This window comes from Stenotrophomonas genospecies 3 (genome assembly GCF_054473855.1).
On sequence record NZ_JBTMUR010000002.1, the window covers coordinates 292,005 to 307,000 of the forward strand.

Here is a 14,996-nt window from a genome sequence, read left to right on the forward strand (position 1 = left end):
GTGGATGCGGTTGCACGGTTCGCCACGGCCCCCTCCATGCATGGCGTGGATCTACAATGCGGCCATGCCTGCCACGCCCACCCTCGATGATCTGCGCCGCCACGCGGTGGCGCGCACGCTGTTCAAGCCCACCACGCTGCTGACCGCGATCCGTCGCCTGGGCTTCGTGCAGGCCGATCCGATCCGTGCGCCCGCGCGTGCGCAGGACCTGACCCTGCGCCATCGGGTGAAGGACTACCGTGCCGGTGATCTGGAGCGGCGTTATGCGCGCCTGCCAGTGGAAGAGGATTGCCTGGTGAACTACGGCTTCCTGCCGCGCGAACATCTGGCGCTGATGCACCCGCGCGTGTCCAAGCGCGAATGGGACACCGAGACCCAGCGCCGCGCGGCGGACGTGCTGGCTTTCGTGCGCGAGCGCGGCAGCGTGCACCCACGCGAGGTCGACCAGGCGTTCGCGCATGGCCGGGTGACCAACTACTGGGGCGGCACCAGCAATGCCAGCACGCACCTGCTGGATGGCATGCATTACCGTGGCCTGCTGCGCGTGCAGCGGCGCGACAGCGGTACGCGCATCTACGCGGTGGCCGACCACGCGGAAGTCGATGCCAGCGAGCAGGCACAGATTGAACGCGCCGCCGCCCTGATTGACCTGGTGGTGCGCAAGTACGCGCCACTGCCATCGGCCAGCCTGACCTACCTGGTGCGCCTGCTGGGCTACGGTGCACCGCATCTGGCCGAGCAGACCCGGCAGGCGTTGAATCTGGCCAAGCAGAAGCTGGCCAGCTGTACGTTGGAGGGCACCACCTGGTACTGGCCTGCCTACGAGAACCCGCGCTCGCGCCGGCATGCGCCGGACGAACAGGTGCGGCTGCTGGCCCCGTTCGACCCGGTGGTGTGGGACCGCCGCCGCTTCGAGCTGCTGTGGGGCTGGGTCTACAAGTTCGAGGCGTATACGCCTGCGCCGAAGCGCCAGTACGGCTACTACGCACTGCCGGTGCTGTGGCACGACCGGGTAGTGGGCTGGGCCAATCTCAGCGTGCGAGACGGTGAACTGGCGTCCAGCGTGGGCTACGCCGGCAAGTCACTGGCCCGCGACAAGGTATTTCGTGGCGCGTTGGAAGATGAGCTGCAGCGCATGGCAGCTTTTCTGTAGAGCCGAGCGGCGAATTGGCACCTATCGCTCCCGGTGCCCACCAAGGTGGGCAGCTACCAAAGCAGCGCCGCTCAGGCCCGGTAGTCGCCAACCTTGGTTGGCGCTGGCTTCCATCGTTGCCCACCAAGGTGGGCAGCTACCAAAGCCGCGCCGCTCAAGCCCGGTAGTCGCCAACCTTGGTTGGCGTCGCTTTCATCAATGCCCACCAAGGCGGGCATCTACCGATTCCACCGCCCATGCACCACCATCGCCAACACCACCACGCCCGCGGCAACGCTGGTGTGACCGGACAGCGCAGCCAGACCGAAACCCACGCCCAACCCGCGCATGGCAAACACGGTACTGAACACCAGCAGCGCCCAGCCAATCGCGCGCAGCTGCTGGGTTGCCTGCGCGCTCAGCACACGACGCAATACGTCCCGCTGATGACGCTCCATCGCCAGTGCCAGGCAGGCGAACGCGGCCAGCGACAACACGAACAGAATGACGTGGATCATGCGCTGGCCTCCGGTGCCGCAGTGCGTGACGCGGCAGACGGCCGGGCGCGTTTCACCTTCGGCGCATGCCGCCAGGTGCGCCAGGCCAGAAGTATGTGCAGGGCGGCCAATGCCAGCAGGGTCAGGTCGGTCCCTGCGAACGCCCAATCGCCCGAGGCCAGCGTGCGCCACAGCGGATGCGGCGTGGTCACCGCGGTCAGCACCGGCAGCAGCGCCAGCAGCAACGCCGCCAGCAGGAACTGTTCGATCCATGCGCGCTTCGGTGTGCGCAGCGTTGCATGCACGAACATGCCCGCCCAGACCAGGAAGAACACATGCACCTCCCACGCCGCGCGCGCGTCCATGGCAACGGGCAGCAGGCGGTTCGCCCACAGGTAGGCGGTCATCGCCACCGACAGGCCGGCGACCGTGGCAATGTTGAGTCGCTCGACAAGACGGAAGCCGAAGTACGGTCGTTGCGGATCGGGCAGCTGCGCACGGCGCTTCACCGTCCACAGCACCAGCCCAGTGCCGACCATGGCCGTGCCGGCCAGGCTGACGATGAAGTACAGCCAGCGCAGCGCAGCGTCGGCAAAGCGTCCCAGGTGCAGGCCATACAGCACGCCCTGGGTATCGGCGGCAACGCCCGAGTGTTCCTTGACCTGCAGCAGCTGCCCACCGCTGCCGTCGAACAGCAGATAGTTCGGCGTGGTCGAAACGCGGCTGGACTGCGCGCGTACAACAGCGACACGCGCGTTCTCATCGCCCGGGTTCTGCACCTGCACGCTGCCCACCGCGCCGGCTCCCCAGCGCTGCTCGGCCTGCCGCACCAGTGCGCCAATGTCAGTAAGTGGAGCGGTGTGCCCCGCGGCCTTCTGCGGTGGCAGGAACAGGCGCATCTCGCTGACCACCTCGGCCTGCTGGCGCTTGTCCGGCAGTTTGGCCAGGCCCCACGGCATGTACAGCACCGCCAGCATCACCAGCCCGCTCCAGGTGATCATGAAATGGAAAGGCAGCCCGAGCACCGACAGCGCCGCGTGCCCATCCAGCCATGAGCGCTGGCCCTTGCCCCAGCGGAAGGTGAAGAAGTCGGCGAAGATCTTCTTGTGGGTGATCACGCCGCTGACGATGGCCACCAGCATGAACATCGCACACAGGCCGACGATCCAGCGGCCCCACATGGCCGGCATGTAGTGCAGGTTGAAGTGGAAGGCGTAGAAGAAGTCGCCGCCGCCGGTGTCGCGTGCCTGCAGCGGCGCGCCGGTGCTGGCGTCGAACAGGCCCGAGTCGAAACCATGTCGGCCTCTTCCACCCGGGCTGGCCCACATCGCCGACACCCACGGCATGCGCGTGCTCGGCAGGCCCAGGTTGATCTGGCTGGCCGCAGGCGTGTCGGCCATGATCGCCGTGACGGTACGCTGCGCGACCGTGGCGGCGTCCGGCAACGTGGACGGTGTGGCGATTTCCGGGCGGGTGTAGCGCGAGAGCTCGTCGCGGAAGTAGCTGGCAGTGCCAGTGAGGAACATCGCGTACAGTATCCAGCCGGCCAGCAGCCCGACCCAGATATGCAGGTCGGACATGGTCTGGCGGATGCCGCGTGGCTTGGGAGTGCGATCGACCGTGCTCATGCAGCGCCTCCGTTGCCGACCATCTGTGCAACCAGCCACAGCGGAAGCGCGGCGACGATCAGGCCCAGCCACGCGCGCCACGCCGAGCGCACCGCGAACACCCAGACCACGGCGCCGGCGTACAGCAGGAAGCTGGCCAGCATGCCGGTGAACACGGCCTGGCGACCATCAATGGGCAGCGCCAGTGCCGCGATGCTGCACAGTGCGGCCAGCACATAGCCGCCGAACAACGCGGCGATGATGCGTGAGACCAGGGGCAGCCAGGTCAGCACGGAGGCGGTACGGGAAACGGTCAAAGCACTTCTCCAGGACACCACGCGCAATGGCGTGGCGCCCTTGAAACGAGGATCAGAAATCGACGGTGGCCGACAGCAGGGCGGTGCGCGGCGTGCCCAGCCCGGAGCCGAGGCTGCCGGCCCAGTACGCCTTGTTGGTCACGTTCTGCACGGTGGCACGCAGTACCAGCGGATGGCCGGCCGCTTGCGTCGCATAGCGGGCACCGAGATCGAATACGGTGCGGCCCGCCACCCACTGGCTGTTGTCAGCAGTGATGTAGCCCTTGGACAGGCTGACCGCGTTGCCGGTGAGGGTGAGGCCGGCCACGGTCGGCACATCCCATTCGACGCCCAGCTTGCCCTGCCATTGCGGTGTGGCCGTCGCCAGGCGGCCTTCGTTGATACCGCCCTGGGTACGGGTCAGCTTCGGCTGCAGCCAGCCGATGCCACCGAGCACGCGCAGCTGTTCGGTGGCCTGGCCGAACACGGTCCATTCCACGCCTCGGTTACGCTGCTGCCCGCCGAACGAGAACACGTTGGTGGTCGGGTCGGTATAGGAGCCGGGCTTCTCGATCTCGTACACGCTCAACACACTGGCCAGGCGACCGAAGTCGAACTTGGCACCGGCCTCGCGCTGGCGGGTCTTGTAGGGCGGGAACACGTCGCCAGCATTGGCGGCGGTTGCCGGGGCGGTGCTGCCCTGGCTCAGGCCTTCGATGTAATTGGCATACAGTGACAGGCGGTCGCTGGCCTTGAACAGCAGTGCACCGGCCGGGGTGTTGGCGCTGGCGTCGTAGCGTGCGGTGCGCTTGCCTGTGCCGCCATCGAATGTATCGCTGAGCACGGTCTGGTGACGGAGGCCCAGGGTCAGCTGCACACGATCATCGATGAAGGACAGCGTATCGGCGATGCCGAAGCTGGTGGTGCGCACTTCCGCGGTCTTCGGCAGCGACGCATCACTGAAGCTGCGGTCGATGGCAGGGCCCCACTGCGGGTTGTAGATATTGGTTACCCAATCGCGGGCCAGCAGGTTGCGCTTGAAGCCGAACTTCTGGTCGTGCTGGTACCAGGCCGCACTGATCGCCAGCGCATGATCGACCGCGCCGGTGCGGAAACGCGCCGACAATCCGGCTTCGGCGGTGTCCTTGCTGTAGATGAAGCGCTGGTGGGCGAAGTTGTTGCGGAAGTCGCCGGCGGTGTTGGTGATCAGCGTGGTGGCACTGGCGATGGAGTCGAAATCGGTATGGCCGTGGCCGTAGCTGGCATGCGCCTGCAGGTGGTCATTGATGTCGAACGACCAGCGCAGTGCGGCGGCCTGGTCCTTGACGGTGCTGAAGGTCCAGTCCGGTGCAAACAGGGTGCTGGCTTTCGGCGGGCGGGGCACGGCCAGGCCGGGCGCCAGCGAGACGCCACGGTTGAGGCCATCCACATGGTCGCGGCTGCTGAACAGGTCCAGCGACACCTGCGAGCGCTCACCACGCCAGTCCAGGCCGAGCGATGCGAGCTGCGTCTTGTGCTGCTGGTGGTCGGTGGCGGTGTCGCCGTCGCGATGCACGGCATTGAGGCGTACGCCGAACTGCTTGTCCGCGCCGAAGCGGCGGCCGACATCCAGGTGACCGCGCCACTGCGCGTCGCTGCCGTAGCTGGCGGTGAAGCGGGTCAGCGGTGTGTCGCCTGCACGCTTGGGTACCACGTTAACCGCACCGCCCACCGAGCCACCGGGCGGCATGCCGTTGAGCAGCGCGGACGGGCCCTTCAGCACTTCGATGCTCTCGGCCAGTTCGGGAGTGACGCGGTAGTAGGGGATCAGCCCGTACAGGCCACCAAAGCCGATATCCGACGAGGCGACACCGAAACCGCGGATGTTGAAGTAGTCGGTGATGCCACCACTGGAGCCACTGTTGTAGACGCTGGGGTCGGTCAGTGCGATGACCCGCACCAGGTCCGGCGCCTGGATGTTGTCGATGAATTCGGCGGTGTAGCGGGTGGTGTTGAACGGCGTGTCCATGAAGGCGAGCTCGCCGAGCAGGCCGACGCCGCTGCCGCGCGTGACCTGGCCGCCAGCGTAGGTATCGGTGGGTGCGGTCTTGTCGGCGCGCACGTTCACGGTGGGCAACTGGCGGGCGCCATCGGGTGCATCGTTGGCGTGTGCGGCGGTGGCGATCAGCAGGGTGGGCAGCAACGCCGCACGGGCGGCCAGAGACAGCGCCGAGCGGCGTGGGAGGGGCAGGGTTCGCAGGGGGAGGGACATGGCGGTTCTCGTGTGGTGGGTCGTGCGATCGGCCAGCACGGCGCCGTCTGTGACCTGCAGGGGCAGGACGACGCGGGCTGTGGAATGGCTGGCAGAGGGCACGGCACTGCCGGTGTGGCAGTGCTGCACGCGAGGTGCGTGGGCGATCTGTGGCTGGGTGGAACGAAGCGCGGGGCGCGGATACTGCGGGGTGGATCAGATATCGTCGGCGAGGTCGTCGAGGTCCTGCAGGCCACCGCCGCGTGCCAGCACGCGCTCGTAGTTGCGGCGGCGACGCTGGTCGGTCTCGGTGGTGGTCTCGCCACGTTTCCAGTAGCCGGCCACGGCAACGTCGCTGCGTGGCAGGCCGACGGTTTCGATGAAGTGGCGGCGCAGGGCACGCATTTCCTCTCGCTCGCCGGCCGCCCAGACCGTGCTGCCGGGTTCCGGCAGCAGTTGGCGCGCCTGCTGCAGCAGCGGCACGTCACCGGTGGCGAGGCGGAGCACGCGGACACCTTCAATGGCGGGCAGTTCGTCTACCGGGAATGCATCATCCGAGGCGATCCAGACCTCTGCGCGCAGGTCGGCCGGCCACTGCTGCAGCAGTGCAAACAGAGCAGGGATGGCGCTTGGGTCGGCGAACAGGAGGGCCCAGGTGCCCTCGCGCTGCGGTACCTGCAGATGGGGGCGCGGTCCGGTCAGAACGAAGGCATCACCGGGGCGCAGCGCACGTACCCAGGCCAGCATCGGCCCCGGCGCCTCGTGCAGCACTACGTCCAGGGTGAACTGGCGGGTGTTGGGATCGAGGCTGCGCACGGTGTAGATCCGTGACACATCGCCGAACGTGGCGCCGAGCTGGATGCGCACGGCGGTGTTGGCACGCTGCCAGGGCGCGAGTTCTGCATGTTCCGGCAGCTGGACCACGAGGCGCAGCAGGCTGGCGCACGGCTGTGCAACCGCGACCACCTGGACCTGCAGCGCCTGCAGGCCGCGATCATGGTCGGCGCCGCGCAGCGGCCCGGCCGGGGTGATTGAAGTGGGGGACGCGGACATCGACAACGATCCTGGACACTGCAAATGCTAATTAGTTACATCATAGTAAACTAAATTGATCGCGCCGCAACCGGGGCCTGTCCACGGACCGCAGCGACGCGTTGACCGCGGCGTCGCTGCGGACCACCATGACAGCCCTTGCCCGCGCACCGCGCAGGAACCGTTACCGCATGGCTGCACCGAAAAAGACCGCTGCCCGTGGGCGACCGCCCAGCATCACCCGCGAGCGCATCGCCGACGCCGGCATTGCCATGACGCTGCCGGGGCTGAGCTTCGTGGGCGTGGCGGCGGCGCTGGGGGTCAGCCACATCGCGCTGTACAAGCATGTGGCGAATCTGGCGGCACTGCGCGAGCTGGTGGCCGAGGCGATCTTCGAGCGTTGGCAGGCACCGGCACTGGATGCCGCTGGCCGGCGCAGCATCGAGGAGGATCTGCGTGCGTTCCAACGTTCACTGCGGACGCTGGTGGACGGGAATCCGGGCCTGGCGCCCTTCTTGGTCAGCCACGGCGCGAAGACGCCGGAGATGCTGGCCCGCATCCAGCGCCACCATGCCGAGTTCAGTCGCGTGCACGATCTGCCGCTGGAGCAGGCAGCGTGGCTGCTGTCGACCGTGGCGTATCACGCCGTGGCGTTGGCCGACACCGTGTACTCGCGGCATGCGGTGGTGGATACCACGCGACGCCCGCTGGATCGGAAGGCGCAGGAGGCCGAGTTCGACCGCAGCATGGAAGCGTTGATCATCGGTGCATTGGCGATGTGCGGGCGCATGGCAGGCGCGAGGTAACCGCCAATCCTGGTTGGCACCGTTGCCCCGGTAGTCGCCAACCTTGGTTGGCCCCGCGATGTGTCGGTGCCCACCAAGGTGGGCGTCTACCGGTCAAGCGGCGTCCTTGCGCTCAGCATCCTCCATGCCCGGGCTGACGCGGCGGCCGATGTCCTTCCGCTAGATAATCGCCAATCCTGGTTGGCACCGTTGCGCCGGTAGTCGGCAACCTTGGTTGGCGCCGCTATACATCGTTGCCCACCAAGGTGGGCATCTACCGGTCACGCGGCATCCTTGTGCTCCGCATCTTCCATGCCAGGGCTGACGCGGCGGCCGATGTCCTTCCACGAGGTAACCGCCAATCCTGGTTGGCGCCGTTGCCCCGGTAGTCGCCAACCTTGGTTGGCGCCGCGATACATCGTTGCCCACCAAGGTGGGCATCTACCGGTCACGCGGCATCCTTGTGCTCCGCGTCTTCCATGCCCGGGCTGACGCGGCGGCCGATGTCCTTCAACCGCGCCAGCTGATCCACCATCGACGGTGCATCATCCAGGCTGCCGACGAACGTCCACAGATAGGTCATCACCGCATACACATGACCCGGGGTAACCCCGTCGGTGGTGGCGAGACGGCCGATGGTCAGCGCGAACAACACCGCCGCCGCCGCACCCACCACCACGAAGGCCCCAGCTTCTCGGTCCGAGAGCAGGATGCGCAGCCGCGACAGCGTGGTGTAGTGGCGACGCAGCACCGAGGGACTGACCCGGTCGACCAGGCGGATCTCATGTTCCAGCCGGTTGTTCAGGCGTCCATGCAGCTGCTCGTTGCGGCGTGCGAACGACGGCATCAACAACACTGCGCCGAGCAGGGCGATCAGGCTCGCGGCGCCCACCAGCGGTTCGATCACCAGCAGCATCACCGCCGCACCAAACATTGATACGAGCGCGGTGGCGATGATCGGTACGTGCTTTTCGAAGAAGTCGACGAACTCACGGGCCAGCACCACGCGTGCGGCCGAGGTGGAGGTGGCCTGGCCCAGCTTGCGCTGCGCCTGCACCACGTTCACCGCCAGGTCGGCATAGATGCGGGTGAAGGTACGGGTATCGACCGCACGGCGGGCAGCACCGACCAGCCAGAACAGCAGTACCACGCCGGCGTAGGAGATTGCGTGGCCGATGTTGCCGCGGATGATCGCGTCCACCGCGAAGCCGGCAAACAGCGGATACGCCAGCAGCAGCGCATTTTCCAGCGCCACCAGGGAAAAGGTGCCGGTGAGCTGCCAGGGGTAGGTGCGCAGGATGGCCTTGAGAGTGGCGGCCGCGTTCTGCTGGCCGATGCTGCCGGCGGCGGCCGCCGGATCGTGTGGGGGTTGCATGGGGATGCCTGGGTGGGTAGGAGTCAGGGCAGGGGACGGGTGCCTGCCATCTCCCGGATCGCGCCCAGTATCTGCAGCCCTTTGGAGAAGGCATGGAGGGACGATGGAGATTGCGTGGAGAAACCGGCGCCGTTCAGCGATGCGAATGTCCACCAAGGTGGGCCGCTACCAGGGCAGTGTCTACCGCCTCAACGGCGGGCATGCACCGGCCAGCGGATTTCGAAGGCACTGCCACCACGTTCGGTGGCCCGGCATAGCGCTGTTCCGTGATGGGCCACGGCAATCGCACGCACCACGGCCAGGCCAAGCCCGGAGCCACCACTCTGCCGCGAACGCGAGACATCCGTGCGCTGGAAGGCTTCGAAGATGCTGTCGCGAAGGTCGTCCGACACACCGGGGCCGCCATCTTCCACCGTGACGGTGCAATGGCCTTCTGCCAGCGTCACGTACACCCGCAGCGGGCAGGGAATGGCATGGCGACGCGCGTTCTCCAGCAGTGCCAGTACTGCCTGGCGGATGCGTGCAGGATCGCAGTCGGCCAGCGAAGGTCGTGCGTCCAATGTCACCGAGAAACCACTCTCGGTCAGTGCCTCGGACATCGCTTCAACCACCGCGGCCACCTGCACACTGACATCGCTGCGCTGCAGGCGCAGATCCAGGTGGCCACTCTCGGCCAGGCTGACCACGCGCAGGTCCTCGATGATGCGGGTCAGGCCTTCCAGCTGGGTGAGCATGCTGTTGAACTGCTCAGGCCCCGGCTCGAACACGCCTTCGGCGATGCCCTGCAGGCGGCCGCGCAGGATGGTCATCGGCGTGCGCAGTTCATGCGCGATCGCCGCGTTCCAGAACACCCGGTTCTCGGACATCCGGCTCAGCCGTTCTGCCATGGAGTTGAAATCGCTGACCAGCGTGGCCGCTTCGGCCATCGTGGTATCACCACCGCGTGCACGTGCTTCCAGATCGCCACTGGCGACCCGGCGCAGGCTTTCGGCCACCGAGTTCAACGGCGTGATGATGCGCCGGGTCAGGCGCGAGGCGACCAGCGTGGCGAAGATGACGACCACGGTGGCGGTCAATCCGATCCACAGCCATTCCAGCCCGGACGGCATGATCGTTTCCGGCTCGTCGTACCAGCGCGGATAGAACACCTCCATGAGGTAATAGAACAGGTAGAAGCCGCTGATCGACAGCACCGTCGAGCACAGCGAGGCGACCGTGATGGACAGCGTGATCTGGCGGCCGATGCTCTTGCCTTTGGGGTTCATCATTCAGTCCAAGAAGCGGTAGCCGACGCCGCGAATGGTGGCGGGAATGCCGATCACACCGACATCCTCCAGCTTGCGCCGCAGTTTGCTGACATGGCTGTCGACGGTGCGTTCCTGCGCATCGCCTTCGGGCAGGCAGGCATGCAGCAGATCCACCCGCGCATGCACCTGCCGCGGCGCGCGTGCCATATGCACCAGCAGCCGGAACTCGGTGAGGGTGAAGTTCAGCTCGTGCACCTGCTCGCCATGGCGCACGGTCACCTCGTGGCTGCGCAGGTCGATCTCGAAGGGCCCTTGGCGGATCAGCCCGTTGGGCGCTTCGACCAGGGGCCGGGAACTCCGGCGCAGCACGGCCTGGATGCGGGCGACGATCTCGGCCGGATTGAACGGCTTGGCCACGTAGTCGTCGGCGCCCACGCGCAGGCCGGTCAGCTTGTCCACGTCCTGGTCGAGCGCAGTGAGCATGATGACCGGGGTGTTGCCGATCCGTCGCAGTTCGCTCAGCACCTGCCAGCCATCCAGTTTTGGCATCTGCACATCCAGCAGCACCAGGTCCGGACGCAGTTGGCGGTGGCTGGCGAGTGCCGCCTCACCGTCGGCGGCGCGGGCGCTGCGCAGGCCGGAACGGGCCAGATAGGCATTGAGGATGTCGGCGATTTCGCCCTCATCTTCGGCAATCAGCACCAACGGTGCCTGTCGGGTACGGAGATCGTGTTTCATTGCGTGCTGCGGGTTCGGGGCAGGGGTGGGCAAGGGCGGGATCTGGGGCAGGGTCATCGTCGGCACTGCATGTCCTGCGCCTCTTCGTTGGCAGCCCAGGCCAGGGTGGCCAGCACCAGCGTGCGCCGCAGACTCGGTTCCACTGCACCTGCGCCGCGCAGCTGCTGCAGCATCAGGGTGGACACCGCCGCCGGCAGCTTGCTCCAGCGCGATGCCATGGGAGTGGCATCTACCCGGGCCTGCAGCCGCAAGGCCATGCCCAGGATGGCGCGCAGACGTAGTGCCAGCAGGGCGACGACCACGAGAGTGGCTAGGGCGAGCAGCAGATGCAGGGTGGCGTCGGCGACCGGGTGCGTTGCCGCCCAGACCGCCAGACCAATCAGCGCCAGCGACGCGGGTGCGCCGGAACGGCCAGTGCCACCGGGCCCATCGCTGCGGAACCCCACCAGGGCGGCCGCCCCAAAGCCCGCCAGCAGCGGGGGTAACGGATCCGGCGCGGCCAGCATCCAGCTGGTGGTCGATGCCAACACGACGGCGATCAACCACGGCGAAGGCGCACACCACGCAAGGTAGGCACGGCGCACATCGATGGGTGGCAGGTCTGGATGGGAAAGGGACACGGCAGGCGGGCAGTCGGCGAGGCCGACGAGGCTAGCGACCGTTGATGGAGACTCGGTCGAGATTGTGTCGAGATTGCGTGGACGCAGGCCGCAGCATTCAGGCGCGGGGCTGGTGCCTGAACGGCTGCCGCGCCTCCATGAAATCTCCACAGTGGCTCCAAGAAACGTCCATCCGCGGCTTCCAGACTGCGGTTTCGGCGGTCGCACTGGGCGACTGCACGCAGCCGGGCGTTTCGATGAGCAACCGCAGGACCTGGATCATTGCCGCTACTGTGGCCACATTGGCCGCCGGCGCTGGATGGTGGGCGTTTGCCGGCGGCGATGATGCCGCGCTGATCACCGCGCCGGCAAGGGTGGCGGATCTGGAGAAGACCGTACAGGCGGTCGGCCGGGTCCATCCCAAGGAGCTGGTGGCGGTGGGTGCGCAGGTGTCCGGCCAGGTCAAGCGCCTGCATGTGGTGCTGGGCCAGCGCGTACAGGCCGGTGACCTGATCGCCGAGGTCGATTCGCAGCCGCAGCGTATCGCGCTGCGCAGTGCCGAGGCGGCCACCAACACGCTGCGCGCCCAGCATGCCGCCAGCCAGGCCCGCTATGCGCAGGCCAGTCGTGCTTACCAGCGGCAGTCGCAGCTGGTGGCATCGCGCCTGGTGTCACAGGAAGGTTTCGAAGCCGCGCGCGTGGCACGTGATGCGGCGCGTTCGGAGGTGGCCGCGCTGCAGGCGCAGATCGACCAGGCCGTGACCCAAGTCGAAACCGCACGGATCAACCTGGGCTATACCCGCATTGTGTCGCCCAGCGATGGCTACATCGTGGCCATTGTCACCAAGGCCGGGCAGACGCTGAACTCGATGCAGACCACGCCGACGATCGTGATGCTGGCGCAGATGGATACAATGACCGTGCGTGCCGAGATCGCCGAGGCTGATGTCGAGCTGGTGGCACCGGGACAACCGCTGTGGTTCTCGACATTGGGGCCGAGCGGCCGCCGCTATGAATCCCACCTGCAGCAGCTGGAACCGGCGCCGTCCTCGATTGCCGACGTCGCCACCGGCAATGCGGGTGGCTCTGCGCAGACGCCGAAGGCGGTGTACTACGCCGGCCTGTTCGACGTGGCCAATCCCGGCCTGAAGCTGAAGCCCTCGATGACGGTGAAGGTGACCCTGCAGCTGGCGCGGGTCGCCAACGCGCTGCAGGTGCCATTGACGGCGCTGGTCGATTCGGATGGCAAGGACGGCAGCCGTGGAACCGTGCGCGTGGTGGACACCAAGGGCCGCCCCCAGCAGCGTGCGGTGACGACCGGCCTGCGCACCGCCACCGCCGTGCAGATCCTGTCCGGCCTGCGCGAGGGCGAGAACGTGGTGGTCGGCCAGGCATCCAGCGGCGCTGAACCAGAAGCCGCCAGCCTGTTGGGGATGTGAGCATGGCCGACGCACTGCTTGAACTGCATGGCGTATCGCGCGCCTATCGCTCGGCCGCCGGCGAGGTGGTGGTGCTGAAGGACGTGTCGCTGCGCGTCGATGCCGGCGAGTTCATCGCCATCATTGGTCCCTCGGGCTCGGGCAAGTCCACGCTGATGAACATCCTTGGCTGCCTGGACCGGCCGACCGAGGGCAGCTACCGCGTGAACGGCGAGGCCACCGAGCAGATGGCGCCGGACGCGCTGGCACGCCTGCGCCGCGAGCATTTCGGCTTCATCTTCCAGCGCTACAACCTGATGGAGAACCTGAGTGCCACCGAGAACGTGGCGCTGCCGGCAGTTTATGCCGGCGTGGAGGCGGACGTGCGCACTGCCCGTGCACGCACGCTGCTGGAAACACTTGGGCTGGGCGAACGCATGGCGAACCGGCCGAGCCAGCTGTCCGGCGGCCAGCAGCAGCGCGTGTCCATTGCCCGTTCGCTGATGAACGGCGGCGCGATCGTGCTGGCCGATGAACCCACCGGCGCGCTCGATCACGCCAGTGGCCAGCAGGTGATGGCCGAGCTGAAGCGCCTGCATGCACAGGGCCACACGGTGATCCTGGTGACGCATGATGCGGCGATTGCCGCCAACGCGGCGCGGGTGATCGAGATCGCCGACGGCCGGGTGGTGACCGACCGCGGCGAGCGGGGATCGCGTGCTGTGGCTGAAACACCCGGGACCGAACGCGGCGTGTCGCCGGTCACCGAGCGCCGCGCAAGCATGGATGCGATTCGCGAAGCCGCGCGCATGGCCGTGCGCTCGATGCTGGCCCATCGCCTGCGCACGCTGCTGACCATGCTCGGGATCATCATCGGCGTCGCGGCCGTGGTGACCGTGGTTGCGCTGGGCAAGGGTGCACAGGCGCAGGTTGAATCACAGATCAACGAACTGGGCGCCAGTACGCTGGAGATCTTCCCGGGCTCGGATTTCGGTGACCCGCGCTCGGCGGAGATCGAGACGCTGGTGGTGGGCGATGCGGACCATCTTGCGGCGTTGAGTTACGTGGACAGCGTGAGCCCGAACCTGAGCGGATCGGTGGCGGCGCTGCAAGGCAATCGGCGTGCCAACACCCAAGTGCTGGGCGTAGGCGCCGACATGCCGCGCGTGCGTGGGCTGCGGTTGAAGGCCGGCCGCTTCTTCACCGACGCCGAAGTGGATGCGCACCGTGCCGTGGGCGTGGTCGACCAGAAGGCGGCCAAAGCGCTGTTCAGCGGCAGCCCGATCGGCAGCACGGTGCTGCTGGGCGGCATGCCGGTGGAGGTGATCGGTGTGGTCGGGGCCAATGCGTTCGCTGGCGGTGCAACCCCGACGGTCTACGTGCCGTATACCTCGGCGGCCTCGCGGCTGCTGGGCAGCGAGCGCCTGGAGAGCATCACGGTGCGTGTGCGCGACGACGTGCCCACCAACGCCGCCGAAGCCTCGCTGGGAGCCGAGCTGGAGCGGTTGCATGGCCGTCGTGACTTCTTCATCTACAACGCCGACCAGATCCGCAAGGCGGTGATGAAGTCCAGCCAGACCATGGCTGCGTTGGTTTCGGCGATTGCGGCGGTGGCGCTGGTGGTCGGCGGCGTGGGCGTGATGAACATCATGCTGGTCTCGGTGAAGGAGCGCGTGCGCGAGATCGGCGTGCGGCTGGCGGTGGGCGCGCGGCAAGGGGACATCCTGCGCCAGTTCCTGATTGAAGCGGTGTTGATCTGCCTGTTCGGTGGTGTGCTGGGGGTGCTGTTCGCATTCGGCGTGGGTGTGCTGTCCAGCCTGCTGTCGCTGGGTGTGCCGTTCCTGTTCACCGCGGGCCCGGTGCTGGCTGCACTGGCGTGCTCGTCTGCGATCGGGCTTGGCTTCGGCTACTTCCCGGCGCGCAGCGCGGCACAACTGGATCCGATCCAGGCGCTGGCAGCGGAGTAGGCGCAGGCCCGGTGCGGGCATTTGTGGAGCCGAAGGCAACGGCAGGATCCGTTGCCTTTGGCTCCACAGGAGC

Annotated in this window: 13 protein-coding genes; 4 read left to right on the forward strand and 9 right to left on the reverse strand. The window is 67.3% G+C overall.

The annotated features are described in order from the left end of the window. The first annotated feature begins 64 nt into the window (after positions 1-64). Positions 65-1,153 (forward strand): DNA glycosylase AlkZ-like family protein, encoded by a 1,089-nt coding sequence (locus tag ACX9OT_RS03720; protein WP_458074442.1) that lies wholly within the window; start codon positions 65-67, stop codon positions 1,151-1,153. 218 nt (positions 1,154-1,371) lie between these two features. Here the strand turns inward: ACX9OT_RS03720 and ACX9OT_RS03725 are convergent, their stop codons facing one another. The 5 genes from ACX9OT_RS03725 to ACX9OT_RS03745 all read right to left on the reverse strand — a co-directional run bounded on the left by ACX9OT_RS03725 (position 1,372) and on the right by ACX9OT_RS03745 (position 6,815). Continuing rightward, a complete protein-coding gene (locus tag ACX9OT_RS03725; RefSeq protein ID WP_121503367.1) occupies positions 1,372-1,650 on the reverse strand; it encodes a DUF3325 domain-containing protein in 279 nt (92 codons plus the stop codon). Continuing rightward, entirely contained in the window at positions 1,647-3,257 is a 1,611-nt protein-coding gene (locus ACX9OT_RS03730) for a PepSY-associated TM helix domain-containing protein (RefSeq protein ID WP_459000989.1), read from the reverse strand. Before ACX9OT_RS03730 ends, ACX9OT_RS03725 begins: the two co-directional genes overlap by 4 nt. Beyond that, the gene (locus ACX9OT_RS03735) at positions 3,254-3,553 is read right to left on the reverse strand and encodes a DUF3649 domain-containing protein (RefSeq protein ID WP_459000991.1); all 300 of its coding nucleotides are present in this window, start codon (positions 3,551-3,553) and stop codon (positions 3,254-3,256) included. The genes ACX9OT_RS03730 and ACX9OT_RS03735 overlap by 4 nt, the downstream gene beginning before the upstream one ends. Before the next feature lie 52 nt (positions 3,554-3,605). Then, positions 3,606-5,783, reverse strand: coding sequence for a TonB-dependent receptor (locus ACX9OT_RS03740; RefSeq protein WP_459000993.1), 2,178 nt, complete (start codon positions 5,781-5,783; stop codon positions 3,606-3,608). A gap of 195 nt (positions 5,784-5,978) precedes the next feature. Next, positions 5,979-6,815, reverse strand: coding sequence for a siderophore-interacting protein (locus tag ACX9OT_RS03745; RefSeq protein ID WP_459000995.1), 837 nt, complete (start codon positions 6,813-6,815; stop codon positions 5,979-5,981). Positions 6,816-6,985: 170 nt separating this feature from the next. Between ACX9OT_RS03745 and ACX9OT_RS03750 the strand changes: the two genes are divergently transcribed. Continuing rightward, positions 6,986-7,600, forward strand: coding sequence for a TetR/AcrR family transcriptional regulator (locus tag ACX9OT_RS03750; RefSeq protein ID WP_459000997.1), 615 nt, complete (start codon positions 6,986-6,988; stop codon positions 7,598-7,600). A 427-nt stretch (positions 7,601-8,027) separates the two neighbouring features. On the opposite strand, the gene ACX9OT_RS03755 is transcribed toward ACX9OT_RS03750, so the two are convergent. The 4 genes from ACX9OT_RS03755 to ACX9OT_RS03770 all read right to left on the reverse strand — a co-directional run bounded on the left by ACX9OT_RS03755 (position 8,028) and on the right by ACX9OT_RS03770 (position 11,469). Continuing rightward, positions 8,028-8,954 (reverse strand): ABC transporter six-transmembrane domain-containing protein, encoded by a 927-nt coding sequence (locus ACX9OT_RS03755; RefSeq protein ID WP_459000999.1) that lies wholly within the window; start codon positions 8,952-8,954, stop codon positions 8,028-8,030. A gap of 188 nt (positions 8,955-9,142) precedes the next feature. Then, positions 9,143-10,219, reverse strand: a complete 1,077-nt coding sequence (locus ACX9OT_RS03760) for an ATP-binding protein (RefSeq protein ID WP_459001001.1) — start codon at positions 10,217-10,219, stop codon at positions 9,143-9,145. A 3-nt stretch (positions 10,220-10,222) separates the two neighbouring features. Beyond that, entirely contained in the window at positions 10,223-10,939 is a 717-nt protein-coding gene (locus ACX9OT_RS03765; RefSeq protein WP_459001003.1) for a response regulator, read from the reverse strand. Between the two features lie 53 nt (positions 10,940-10,992). Next, entirely contained in the window at positions 10,993-11,469 is a 477-nt protein-coding gene (locus ACX9OT_RS03770) for a hypothetical protein (RefSeq protein WP_459001005.1), read from the reverse strand. Positions 11,470-11,795: 326 nt separating this feature from the next. Here ACX9OT_RS03770 and ACX9OT_RS03775 point away from each other — a divergent pair, with 326 nt between their 5' ends. Then, entirely contained in the window at positions 11,796-12,977 is a 1,182-nt protein-coding gene (locus ACX9OT_RS03775) for an efflux RND transporter periplasmic adaptor subunit (RefSeq protein ID WP_107432015.1), read from the forward strand. 2 nt (positions 12,978-12,979) lie between these two features. Beyond that, on the forward strand, positions 12,980-14,923 hold the full coding sequence (locus tag ACX9OT_RS03780; RefSeq protein ID WP_459001007.1) for a MacB family efflux pump subunit: 1,944 nt from the start codon (positions 12,980-12,982) through the stop codon (positions 14,921-14,923). Positions 14,924-14,996 lie beyond the last annotated feature (73 nt).

What these genes read in the sequence shown, in the direction of transcription:
- ACX9OT_RS03720 (WP_458074442.1), top strand. Translation starts at nt 65, where the DNA reads ATGCCTGCCACGCCCACCCTCGATGATCTGCGCCGCCACGCGGTGGCG.
- ACX9OT_RS03725 (WP_121503367.1), bottom strand. Translation starts at nt 1,650, where the DNA reads ATGATCCACGTCATTCTGTTCGTGTTGTCGCTGGCCGCGTTCGCCTGC.
- ACX9OT_RS03730 (WP_459000989.1), bottom strand. Translation starts at nt 3,257, where the DNA reads ATGAGCACGGTCGATCGCACTCCCAAGCCACGCGGCATCCGCCAGACC.
- ACX9OT_RS03740 (WP_459000993.1), bottom strand. Translation starts at nt 5,783, where the DNA reads ATGTCCCTCCCCCTGCGAACCCTGCCCCTCCCACGCCGCTCGGCGCTG.
- ACX9OT_RS03745 (WP_459000995.1), bottom strand. Translation starts at nt 6,815, where the DNA reads ATGTCCGCGTCCCCCACTTCAATCACCCCGGCCGGGCCGCTGCGCGGC.
- ACX9OT_RS03750 (WP_459000997.1), top strand. Translation starts at nt 6,986, where the DNA reads ATGGCTGCACCGAAAAAGACCGCTGCCCGTGGGCGACCGCCCAGCATC.
- ACX9OT_RS03755 (WP_459000999.1), bottom strand. Translation starts at nt 8,954, where the DNA reads ATGCAACCCCCACACGATCCGGCGGCCGCCGCCGGCAGCATCGGCCAG.
- ACX9OT_RS03760 (WP_459001001.1), bottom strand. Translation starts at nt 10,219, where the DNA reads ATGAACCCCAAAGGCAAGAGCATCGGCCGCCAGATCACGCTGTCCATC.
- ACX9OT_RS03765 (WP_459001003.1), bottom strand. Translation starts at nt 10,939, where the DNA reads ATGAAACACGATCTCCGTACCCGACAGGCACCGTTGGTGCTGATTGCC.
- ACX9OT_RS03775 (WP_107432015.1), top strand. Translation starts at nt 11,796, where the DNA reads ATGAGCAACCGCAGGACCTGGATCATTGCCGCTACTGTGGCCACATTG.
- ACX9OT_RS03780 (WP_459001007.1), top strand. Translation starts at nt 12,980, where the DNA reads ATGGCCGACGCACTGCTTGAACTGCATGGCGTATCGCGCGCCTATCGC.